Here is a 10,664-nt window from a genome sequence, read left to right as displayed (position 1 = left end):
TTCGGTACAGGAAATCGCTCAAAAACACTTCAAAGGAGGTGGGCATAAAAATGCTTCGGGTGGTGCTTCTTTTATCGGTTTAAAAGCAACGATTAAAAAGTTTCGTGAGTTATTGCCGGAATACCGCGAATCCCTGAATCGGGTGAATGAATTTACTGTGTAACCAAATTTGGGTTTTCCGTTTTGGGTTCCGACCTAAAGCCAGGAGCCTCTTAACATCAATAACAAACATGAGAATTTTGTCATGCTTATTCCTGGCGCTGGTATTGCTGTCAGGATGCAAAAAAGAGCAGAAGTTGCCGAGTGGGTACAAGTACGTACAACACACCAAATCATCGGGTAGTGCACTCAAGGCTGGTGATTTTGCTTATTATCGGTTTCAATTGCGGAATGGGGATAGCGTAGTCGCTTCCAATTTCCAGTTGATTCAAATACCCGATTCAGCACAAATGAAGCAGATGCCCCAAAACCCAATTTTTGAGGCACTCTTGCGCATGAAGGAAAAAGACAGCATCACAATCTTCGTTCCTCTGGATACCTTGAAGGAAGAGCAGAAGCCAGAAGGGTTTAAAGGCGCTAAGCTGATGTATTACGATATGGTGGTCAAAGATGTACTTACCACTGCTGAAATGCAGAAGGTATTTACTGATTTCCAGAAAAATGCTGAGTCCAAAGGTAAAAAGCGTAGCCCAGAACAGATGAAGTCTGAACTAGCCCGTGCTAAAGCTTTTACCGAGAATATCGCAAGAGAATACAAAGCGGGTAACCTGAAAGGCATCAAAACCACCCAATCCGGTTTGAAGTACCTCGTTCATGAGCCCGGTAGTGGCCCAACTTTCAAAAACGATGACATCGTTTACCTGGATTACTACGGCGCATTGACCGATGGTACCATGTTTGACAACTCTTTTGAGCGCGATGCAGACTTTTCTTTCCCGATGGGCCGCCAGCCCCTGATCCCAGGTTGGGTAGAAGGTCTGGCACTGGTTAAAAAGGGTATGAAAGTAACTTTCTTCATTCCCAGCAATTTGGGCTACGGCGAACAAGGTTCTCCTCCCAAAATTCCTGGCAATTCAGAATTGATTTTCTACATCGAAGGGAACAATTCCTTCACGCCATCACCTTATGTTTTGGCTGGACAACCAGGAATGTAATTGATTATCAATTGTAGAGACGCGATGCCGTGAGAAATTGACGCACGGCTCTGCGTCTCTACAGCCCTATTTTATTTACTTCACAATCTAAAAAGGAGCATCATGACGATAGAACAACTCCGCGATTTGCGCGAGCGTCTGATGAGTTTAGGGAGGTATCTTTGACGTCGATAACCGACTCATTCAAATCGAAGAAAAAGAGCAGTTATCACTCGATCCTACCTTTTGGAACGACCCCAAACGGGCCGAGTCCATTCTCAAAGAACTCAAGACGCACAAAAACTGGGTAGAACAATACCGCAATGCCGAAGCGCAGGTCGATGACGCCGAAGTACTCCTGGAATTCCAAAAAGAAGGGGAAGCCACGGAAGAAGAAGTAGATCAAAAGTACGCTGAAGCACTAGCCGTATTAGAGGATATGGAATTCCATAACACCCTCAATCAACCCGAAGACGAACTCAACGTCATACTCGAAATCAACGCCGGAGCAGGCGGTACCGAAGCTTGTGATTGGGCCGAAATGTTGTACCGCATGTACATGATGTGGGCACAGCGCAAAGGCTTTAAGTTCATCGAACTGAACCGCCAGGATGGCGATGTTGCGGGCCTGAAATCTGCAACCATCGAAGTTCAGGGTGAGTACGTATTTGGATTGCTCAAAGGAGAAAACGGAGTACACCGTCTGGTACGGGTCAGCCCTTACAACTCCCAAGGCAAACGGATGACCTCATTCTCGTCGGTATTTGTGCACCCCATGATCGACGATACCATCGAAATCGACATCAATCCAGCCGATCTGGAATGGGATACTTTCCGAGCAAGTGGAGCGGGTGGACAGCACGTCAACAAAACCGAATCTGCCGTAAGGGTACGCCATATCCCCTCGGGTATCGTGGCCGAATGCCAACAGGAACGCTCCCAGCACATGAACCGCGACAAAGCCATCCAGCTGCTCAAATCCAGATTGTACGAACGAGAACTCGAAAAACAAAGAGCTGAAAAGCAGGCAATCGAATCGGGCAAAATGAAAAACGAGTGGGGCTCTCAAATCCGCAGCTACGTTCTGGACGACCGCAGGGTGAAAGACCACCGTACAGGCCACCAAACCAGCCAAACGGATGCCGTACTCGATGGCGATATTGATGAATTTTTGAAAGCGTATTTATTGCACCACGATAACTAGTTGAGAGGTTGAGGCTGCCGCGAGCGGATTGGACAAAGACATTGTCAAAGTCGCTCGCGGTAGCCTCAACTCCTCAACCTCTCAACTTCTCAACCATATGTCTCTATCTCCTTCTTCCCGCGTATGGATTTACGCCAGTGATAAACCCTTTGCGGATGCCGATGTGCCAAGCATCCGTACCAAATTGAAATACTTTGCCCAACAATGGGTGAGCCACAACCGTCAACTGATGGCAGATGCCGATGTGCTGCACAATCGATTTGTGGTACTTATGGTCGACGAGTCACAAGCGGATGCCAGTGGTTGCTCGATCGATAAGTCGGTGGCATTCCTCAAAGGCTTGCAAGCAGAATACGGAGTGGACTTGTTCAACCGCATGATTTTTTCCTATCAGGACGCTGATGGAACCGTACATTCAGTAGATCGCGAGGCTTTTGCCCGTTTGTACGCTACCGAACAAATCAATGAAAACACCTTGGTTTTTGACCCCTTGGTGGCGACTAAAGCTGATTTGGATCAAGGTTTTGTGAAAAAATTGGGCCAGAGCTGGCACAAGCGCATGATTTAATGCTCAGTAACAAAGAGTCGATCGATATTTGCTTTCAGGCCCTTGAGTTTGCCGTAAATGTCAAAAATTTCCTCACCATCACAGGTTAATGCGGGAGCAATAGCGTATTCTTTGCCTTCTAGTACCATAAAGTGCCAAAGTTTGCCAACAATAAAGCAACCATAGATGTAATTTGAATGGGCATTAAGTGATAATGCAGTATACATGGCGATGAGCACCTGGCCTTTGGGATCGCCATTAGGGTCGGTAGCTCTTTTGTACTCATTCATACAAAAAAATGGCTGTTTGGGGTTGCGAAACCCTGAAGCGATCATGCCATCTACTTTACCGTACACTTCATAATCTTCAATGGTTGCGCTAAGTTCCCGCTCTAAAAAATAGGCGTATTTGCGGTTGTCAAAATCGGCAAATACAAACATTGGGCTAATGATCTTGTTTTCGAGTTCCACTTCATTCCAGTCATCTCCTCCAATGTTGTAGGTAGCTCGGAGATGCGATAGGTAGGTTTTTTCGTAATCGTTTAATCTATACTCATAAGCCATCCACTCATCCAAACGAGGTAGTGCATCTACCTGCACGGTACCAAATGCTTCATCTATCCGGTCAAGCGTCCATTCTCTAAAATTAACCCTCATCGATTGATCATTTTGCACAAAAATACGGGATTTTGTCTCACGAAACTTCATTTTTATCTATACTCTTACCGTAAATTGGACAATTAATTGCAATTTGTAGTAAAATTCATTGGAGATGATCGGAACAGTAAAGAAATGGTTGGGGATTGAAGGGGTGAAACTAGAACTCATTTTGGATGAAGACGCTGCCATCCAACCCGGAATGGTGAGTGGACTGATCCGTTTTACCAGCATGCATTCTCAGGTGGTGACCAAGGTAAAAGTGGTGCTCATCGAAAAATATTCGAGGGGCAGAGGAAAGGAGAAACGTGTGGATGAATACGAACTGGGCAATCTTGAATTGCAGGAAGACATCGAAGTCATTGCCGGTGAAGAGGTGGATGTTGAATTCACCCTCAAGTACAAACTGGTTCGCTCCGAAATGGATGAATTGGAAAAATCCAATTTTTTAATGTCTCCACTGGTGAAGTTGGCCAAAAGGTTGAGTGCTGTTCAATCAGAATACCGGATTGTAGCAGAAGCAAAAGTAAAAGGGACTGCACTAAATCCCTTTGACAGCAAAGAGGTCATCATCAAATGAACCATTCCTGGATTGGCCTGTTTCTTCTGTTTTCTCTAGTTAAACGGGCTCTATTTTTATGCAAGCACTCACCCTATTTTGGTTTCGACGCGACTTGCGACTGCAAGACAACGCAGGATTGTACCATGCCTTAAAAAGTAAGTTTCCCGTTCTTCCTCTTTTTATTTTTGATACGGATATACTGGACGAACTGGATGATCCGCAGGACGCCCGGGTGAGTTTTTTGCACAATTGTGTTCAAGATTTACAGGCTCAACTTCAGGAACTCGGCAGCAGTATGCTGGTGCGTTATGGCAAACCCAGAGAGATATGGGCACAAATTCTGGAGGAATTTGCCATTGCCGAGGTGTATACCAACCATGACTATGAACACAAGGCCATCCAGCGAGACGAACAAGTCAAAGCCCTGCTCACAGAGCGCCATATCCCCTTCTACACCTTTAAAGACCAGGTGATTTTTGAAAAACTGGAGGTGACCAAAGCTGACGGAGGCCCTTATACGGTGTTCACCCCTTACAGTCGAACTTGGAAAACCAAGTTGCTTTCCCACATGGAAAAACTGGAAGGAGCAGGCGAAGAGGCCATTTCATTTTACCTCAAGCCCTATCCTTGCGAAAAGTACTATGCCAATTTCCACCAAATACCACCTCTGCCTCTCCCAGCGCTCAGTGCAATGGGATTCCATACTTCCAATATTGACATTCCGCCCAACACAGTCAGCCGTGGCCTGATCAAGACCTATGACAAAACCCGGGATTTCCCCTACCTCCTCGGCACCTCGCGCTTGGGCATCCATTTCCGGTTTGGCACCATTAGCATTCGGGAAAAGGCACGTCGGGCCCTGGAACTCAATGAGACTTTCCTTAATGAGCTGATTTGGCGCGATTTTTATGCCCAAATCCTCGCCAATTTCCCCCATGTTGCCAAGGGCTCTTTCCGTCCAGAATACGACCGCATCGAGTGGCGCAACGATGAGAAAGAATTTGAAAAATGGTGTCAAGGCAAAACAGGGTACCCCATTGTGGATGCCGGGATGCGCGAATTGAACCAAACCGGGTTTATGCACAATCGCGTAAGGATGATCACGGCGAGTTTTTTGACCAAACATTTGTTGATCGACTGGCGCTGGGGCGAGGCCTATTTTGCCAAAAAACTCCTTGACTTCGATTTGGCCAGCAACAACGGTGGCTGGCAATGGGCAGCAGGGTGTGGTACCGACGCAGCGCCATATTTTCGGGTTTTTAGCCCGGCTGCTCAACAGGAAAAATTTGATCCGGAGTACAAGTATGTCCGCAAGTGGGTGCCTGAATACGGCACAGCGGCTTACCCCAAGCCCATCGTTGACCACAAAATGGCACGGGAACGCTGCCTAGAGGTATACAAGATTGCGTTGAAACCGCTCTAACTGGAACCACTTTCTGCCTCTAAAGCCAGGCAGGGATTATTGAAGGAATGATCTGCGTGTGAGTACAAACGATGTTTTTTGAATATTGTCTGCCCTCTTGCTGCTCACAAATGCATCCCCAAAAAAACATCCAATTCTTCCATCTCCACATCCTGCTTTAATACCCCCTCATAAGCCCAACTGATCTGCCCGGTTTCTTCGGACACCACCAGCGCAGCCACTTGTAGTTGCTCACTGGCACCTACTGCTGCCCGGTGCCGGAGGCCAACCTTGGGCGGTAAATTTGAACTTTCCGAAAGTGGCAAGACCCCACCCGCCGACAAGATTTTTCCTTTGCGGATGATCACCGCGCCATCGTGCAAGGGGCTGGTTTTGTTAAAAATGCTCTCCAGCAACTGTTCGCTGATATTGGCATTGATGGGGATTCCAGGATAGGCCAGACTGTCCATATTGGTGTCCTTTGCCAAAATGATCAAGGCACCGGTTTGTTGAGCACTGAGGTGAAGTAGCGCAGTTTTGACCGCTTTTTGCTCTTTTTTGAGGTCATTTTGAGGCTCGGCATCGCTTCGCCCAAGCAGGAATTTTACCAAAAAATTCGAGCGTTGTTGCAAAGTGTTTTTGCCAAGTAGTAATAAAAAATTGCGCACCTCCTGCTGGAAAATGATCACGATTACGATCACGCCGACACTTACAAACTTGTCCAGCACTGCCGAAAGCAACTGCATTTCCAGCTGGCGCACCAGCCAATAAAAAACATACAGGGTAAGCACCCCAATAAAAATATTAAAGGCGATATTGCCCCGCAACAGGCGATATATCAGGTACATCAAATACCCTACAATCAAGATATCCAACAAGTCCCAAATGCGGATGGGTAAAAAGCCTATTTTAAAAAGTAGGAGCATATTTTTTGTTGACCATGCAAAAATGATACAAATAGCGCAAGTTGTCCACTTTTTACGGGGGAATTATCGTTATTTTTGTGCTTAATCAACGTCCCAATTAGCGAAGCTATCTACGCACAGCATGAAAACACGTTTATTCTTCATCTTCCCGATCTGTTTTGCTTGTACTTATTTATCGGCACAAGTCATTCGCCAAAATGCTCAAGGCGAAAAGATTATTGTTTACCCTGACGGTACCTGGAAATATTTCAATGAGAAAAAGAGTGGGGGTGGGAGTGACTATCCCGTATACGAAGCCTCAGTAACGCCATTTGACAATCCGGTGCTCATCACCGAGGCAGATGCCCTCAAAATAGCAACCCGTCGCGCTCAATTGGCCCGGGAAGCAGCCGATATCGCTCAGGAGCGGGCAGTTAAAGCAACAGAGCAACGTTTGAAACTGGAACAGGACCTCAGCACCGCCACTGCACGCGAAGCTGCGGAAAGTGAAAACCTGCGCCGCCTCAATATCCGCCTTAGTGCGGCCCGAAAAACGGAAGTAGAATCCAAAAATGAGGCTTTGGTCGCCCAGCAGGAATTGGCCAAGGCTGACGAGTTGACGCACAAAGGCAATATCCTGGAGGTATTTAAAGCTGCTGAAGCAAGCCGCAAAAACCAGATTTACTTCCCCAGAGCAGATGCGCTTTCAGCTGACTTTTTTTCCTCCATCAACCCCACAACGCCTTATTACCAGGATTTTGTCAAAACCAACCCCTATTACGGCCTGGAAAAACAGGTGCAGTGCAAGTTTAAATTCAATGGTAAGGACCCCAACAATGGGCGCTTGCGCAAAGAATTGGATGCCCAGCATCTCTTCAGTTTCACGGATGATAAACTACGCATTTTCCTCAAAGACAAAGAATACCTGAGTTGCAAGGGGTATTTGAGCAGCCTGGATGGAGGTTATCGTTTTTTGACCCTGGAATTCACTTTTTCCACCCCTAACGCCAAAGAAGCGTATGGTTTTATCGAAAAAGGAAGCATCCTGACCATCCGACTGATCAATGGGGATTACATCAACCTGAAATCGGGTACCATGGACCGGGGGAGTTACGATACCAAGGAAAACCTGCTGACCTACCGCGTGCACTACGGTATTGCTTCAGATCAATTGAGTTTTTTGGAAAAAAGTGAAGTGGATAAAATTCGGGTCTTTTGGAGCAGTGGCTACGAAGAATACGAAGTGTACCAACTGGATTTTTTCATGAAACAACTGGCTTGTTTAGACAAATAACGTGTAATGAAAACCCTTCTACTGATTGATTTACAAAATGACTTTTGCCCTGGTGGAGCCTTGGCTGTTGATGAAGGTAACTTGCTGATCCCAATTGCGAATTCCCTGATGCCAAAGTTTGATCTGGTTCTGGCGACCCAGGACTGGCATCCGGCAACCCATGGTAGTTTTGCTGCCAACCACCCCTGGCGCAGACCCGGCCAAGTGATTGACCTCAATGGTTTGCCTCAAGTTCTTTGGCCCATTCACTGTGTGCAGGAAAGTTTTGGAGCTGAATTTGTCAAAGACCTGAATACAGCGGGGATTCACAAAATATTCGTTAAAGGCACCGATCCTGAAATTGACAGTTACAGTGGTTTTTTTGACAATGGTCACCGCAAGGCCACTGGCTTGGGCGATTACCTCAAAGCACAAGGTGTTACTGAATTATGGGTGATGGGAATTGCTACCGATTACTGTGTGAAATTCACTGTACTGGATGCGTTGGAACTGGGCTTCAAGGTCAATTTGATCGAAGATGCTTGCCGTGGTGTTAACCTACAAGCAGGTGATGTCACACAGGCGGTGATTGACATGCAAAACAAAGGAGCAGACTTAGTTCAGTCGCAAGACATATAAGTTTCCTTTAGTTATGTTAAAATTTTATAAATTTCTCCCTTTATTGGGTTAAACCTGTAGGGTAAAACGTTGGATGATGCATCCAATTATTTGGTCTACAAGCCATAAGTGCCAGATATAAACCATTAGCTGGCACTTGAATCCCTAAACGGATAATCAATCAAAGATGATGACCAAAAAGGTTCTTTTATTGCCTTTACTGCTGTTGTGCTTCCTCTCCCTTCACGCGCAGCAAACAGCAGTGTACACCGAAGCCAACCGAGCTTTCAAACGCGGCGTAACGCTGTATGAACAAGGCGTTTTGGCCAAAGCCAAACGTGAATTCCAAAAAGCCATTGACTTGAGTTTGCCTGTAAACGAAACAGCTGCGGAGAGCTTTCGTACCCGTGCAGCATTGTATATGGCCAAATGTGCAGTTGAATTGCGCCAAAAGGAAGGTGAAATCATGACCATGGATTTCATCCGCTCCTTCCGTCCCGATCCTGAATACCAGGAAGCCTTGATGGATATGGGCAATTATTACTTCAACGTGGCGGACTATGCCAAAGCACTGGAATTTTACAATGAAGTGCCAACTCTGGGCATGTCCAAAAGCACTTTGACCCAGATGCGCTTCCGCCAGGGCTACGCCAATTTTGCCCTGAAAGAATTTAATCTCGCCAAGTCGTTTTTCCGCGACGTAATCGCCGAGGCAGATGGCGAATATTATGCACCAGCCAATTATTACATGGGCTTGAGCTCTTTTTTTGAAGGAGACTATGCCCAAGCGGCAACCTCCTTACAAATTGTAGAGAGCAACCCAACTTACCGACCCTACATTCCTTTTTATTTGACCCAAATTCTGTTTGCGCAGAAAAAATACCAGGATGTCATTGCTTATGCAGAGCCTAAAGCCAATGACAAAGGTATTCGGGATTTGAAAGAAATTCAGCAGTTGGTGGGTCAATCCTATTTTGAATTGGGCAATTACCAGCGGGCATTGCCTTATTTGGAATACTACCAGGAGAACTCCAAAAAATTGCGCGAGGAAGAGTTGTACCAAATCGGGTATACCCAGTACCAAACTGGCAATTTCCAGAAGGCCATTCAGACTTTGAAACCACTGTCGGGGGCTGAATCCCCCATTGGTCAGAATGCCATGTTTTATCTGGCTGACTGTTATTTGAAAGTCAATCAAAAGAACAATGCATTGAACGCTTTGGCTGCAGCCAAACGTTTGAATTTCGACCCGGTCATCAAGGAAGAGGCAACCTTCAACTATGCCAAGCTGGCTTATGAGCTGAATCAACCCCGCGAAGCAGTAGCCAACCTGACTGATTTTGCGCCCAACTCCCGCTACTATCAGGATGCTCAGCGCTTGTTGGCTGATGTGCTGCTCAACTACCGTGACTATCAGCAAGCACTGGAAATCATCACAGATATCCGTCGCCGCAATGGGGGAGGGTTACAGCCTCAAATGCAGGCAACCTATCAAAAAGTGGCTGTAAACCGGGGGTTGCAATTGTTGCAAAACAACGAAAACCAGGCTGCACGGGAGATTTTGCAAAAGTCGCTGGAAAATCCAGTGGACATGAGCGTTCAAGCAATCGCCCTCTTTTGGTTGGGTGATGTTGCACATCGCGAAAAGGATTATCAAGAAAGCGCTCAATATATGGATCGTTTCCTTGGCTTGTCCCGCAGTATCAGCAATTTACCGGAAGAATCTTCGGTAGCTACTGCCAATTATATTCAGGGCTACAACCTGATCAAACAAAACAACTATGAACGTGCACGAGGCTTTTTTCAGGCTACAGTGGACGGCATCAACCGCAACCGCAGCCTGTACCGCAATGACAAAGTAGCCAATAACGTACTGGGCGATGCTACCCTGCGCCTGGGTGATTCCTTCTTCAAATTCAACCAGTACGACAACGCCTTGCGCTATTACAACGAAGCCATCGACCGCAAATACGGCGGTTTCGACTATGCTATTTACCAAAAGGCAATCATTGAAGGTTTGCGGGGCCGCAGAACCGAAGAAATTGCTGCATTGGAGCGCCTGACCCGGGACTTCCCAGGATCTGAGTTTGCCGACGATGCCCTCTTGCGCATTGGGCAAACCTACCAGGAAATTGGCCGCGCCAATGATGCTATTCCACACCTCCAAAACCTGGTGACCAAATACCGCGGCAAATCACCGCTGGTCAATCAAGGATTCCTGGCCTTAGGTTTGATCAACTACAACGCGGGCAACTACGATGGAGCGATCAACTACTACAAACAGGTATTCAAAAATAGCCCCGAAGCCAATGAAGCCAACCTGGCTCGCGCTTCCCTGGAAGAAATTTATGTCAAAGACCTGGG

10 protein-coding genes are annotated in these 10,664 nt (G+C 46.6%); 8 read left to right on the top strand and 2 right to left on the bottom strand.

Annotation, left to right across the window (positions count from 1 at the left end):
- The first annotated feature begins 230 nt into the window (after nt 1-230).
- The 3 genes from SFV55_RS28885 to SFV55_RS28875 all read left to right on the top strand — a co-directional run bounded on the left by SFV55_RS28885 (nt 231) and on the right by SFV55_RS28875 (nt 2,905).
- On the top strand, nt 231-1,154 hold the full coding sequence (locus SFV55_RS28885; protein WP_320033074.1) for an FKBP-type peptidyl-prolyl cis-trans isomerase: 924 nt from the start codon (nt 231-233) through the stop codon (nt 1,152-1,154).
- A 102-nt stretch (nt 1,155-1,256) separates the two neighbouring features.
- Nucleotides 1,257-2,337, top strand: a protein-coding gene (gene prfB, locus SFV55_RS28880; protein WP_320033073.1) for a peptide chain release factor 2 whose coding sequence is annotated in 2 segments (ribosomal slippage) — nt 1,257-1,316 and nt 1,318-2,337 — 1,080 coding nt in all. Because the reading frame shifts where the segments join, the coding sequence is not laid out codon by codon here.
- A 97-nt stretch (nt 2,338-2,434) separates the two neighbouring features.
- Nucleotides 2,435-2,905, top strand: a complete 471-nt coding sequence (locus tag SFV55_RS28875; protein WP_320033072.1) for a hypothetical protein — start codon at nt 2,435-2,437, stop codon at nt 2,903-2,905.
- On the opposite strand, the gene SFV55_RS28870 is transcribed toward SFV55_RS28875, so the two are convergent.
- Nucleotides 2,902-3,540, bottom strand: a complete 639-nt coding sequence (locus SFV55_RS28870; protein WP_320033071.1) for a hypothetical protein — start codon at nt 3,538-3,540, stop codon at nt 2,902-2,904. The genes SFV55_RS28875 and SFV55_RS28870 overlap by 4 nt on opposite strands.
- Nucleotides 3,541-3,655: 115 nt before the next feature.
- On the opposite strand from SFV55_RS28870, the gene SFV55_RS28865 reads away from it, so the two are divergent.
- Nucleotides 3,656-4,120 carry a sporulation protein gene (locus tag SFV55_RS28865; RefSeq protein WP_320033070.1) on the top strand — a complete coding sequence of 155 codons (465 nt, stop codon included), beginning with the start codon at nt 3,656-3,658 and terminating at the stop codon, nt 4,118-4,120.
- Between the two features lie 58 nt (nt 4,121-4,178).
- The gene (locus SFV55_RS28860; protein ID WP_320033069.1) at nt 4,179-5,525 is read left to right on the top strand and encodes a deoxyribodipyrimidine photo-lyase; all 1,347 of its coding nucleotides are present in this window, start codon (nt 4,179-4,181) and stop codon (nt 5,523-5,525) included.
- Between the two features lie 104 nt (nt 5,526-5,629).
- Here SFV55_RS28860 and cdaA read toward each other — a convergent pair whose 3' ends face one another.
- Entirely contained in the window at nt 5,630-6,430 is an 801-nt protein-coding gene (gene cdaA, locus SFV55_RS28855; RefSeq protein WP_320033068.1) for a diadenylate cyclase CdaA, read from the bottom strand.
- 121 nt (nt 6,431-6,551) lie between these two features.
- Between cdaA and SFV55_RS28850 the strand changes: the two genes are divergently transcribed.
- From SFV55_RS28850 to SFV55_RS28840, 3 genes are all read left to right on the top strand, one after another.
- Nucleotides 6,552-7,703, top strand: a complete 1,152-nt coding sequence (locus SFV55_RS28850; RefSeq protein WP_320033067.1) for a hypothetical protein — start codon at nt 6,552-6,554, stop codon at nt 7,701-7,703.
- 6 nt (nt 7,704-7,709) lie between these two features.
- Nucleotides 7,710-8,321, top strand: coding sequence for a bifunctional nicotinamidase/pyrazinamidase (pncA, locus tag SFV55_RS28845; RefSeq protein WP_320033066.1), 612 nt, complete (start codon nt 7,710-7,712; stop codon nt 8,319-8,321).
- A gap of 166 nt (nt 8,322-8,487) precedes the next feature.
- Nucleotides 8,488-10,664, top strand: a 2,177-nt coding sequence (locus tag SFV55_RS28840) for a tetratricopeptide repeat protein (RefSeq protein ID WP_320033065.1), incomplete at its 3' end; no start/stop codon positions are given.

This window comes from Haliscomenobacter sp., assembly GCF_033763495.1.
Lineage (GTDB): Bacteria > Bacteroidota > Bacteroidia > Chitinophagales > Saprospiraceae > Haliscomenobacter.
This window is presented reverse-complemented; position numbering and strand designations above follow the sequence as displayed.

Bases quoted from the DNA above. Each gene is read 5' to 3' on its own strand.
- SFV55_RS28885 (WP_320033074.1), top strand. From the start codon at position 231: ATGAGAATTTTGTCATGCTTATTCCTGGCGCTGGTATTGCTGTCAGGA.
- SFV55_RS28870 (WP_320033071.1), bottom strand. From the start codon at position 3,540: ATGAGGGTTAATTTTAGAGAATGGACGCTTGACCGGATAGATGAAGCA.
- pncA (WP_320033066.1), top strand. From the start codon at position 7,710: ATGAAAACCCTTCTACTGATTGATTTACAAAATGACTTTTGCCCTGGT.
- cdaA (WP_320033068.1), bottom strand. From the start codon at position 6,430: ATGCTCCTACTTTTTAAAATAGGCTTTTTACCCATCCGCATTTGGGAC.
- SFV55_RS28875 (WP_320033072.1), top strand. From the start codon at position 2,435: ATGTCTCTATCTCCTTCTTCCCGCGTATGGATTTACGCCAGTGATAAA.
- SFV55_RS28865 (WP_320033070.1), top strand. From the start codon at position 3,656: ATGATCGGAACAGTAAAGAAATGGTTGGGGATTGAAGGGGTGAAACTA.
- SFV55_RS28850 (WP_320033067.1), top strand. From the start codon at position 6,552: ATGAAAACACGTTTATTCTTCATCTTCCCGATCTGTTTTGCTTGTACT.
- SFV55_RS28860 (WP_320033069.1), top strand. From the start codon at position 4,179: ATGCAAGCACTCACCCTATTTTGGTTTCGACGCGACTTGCGACTGCAA.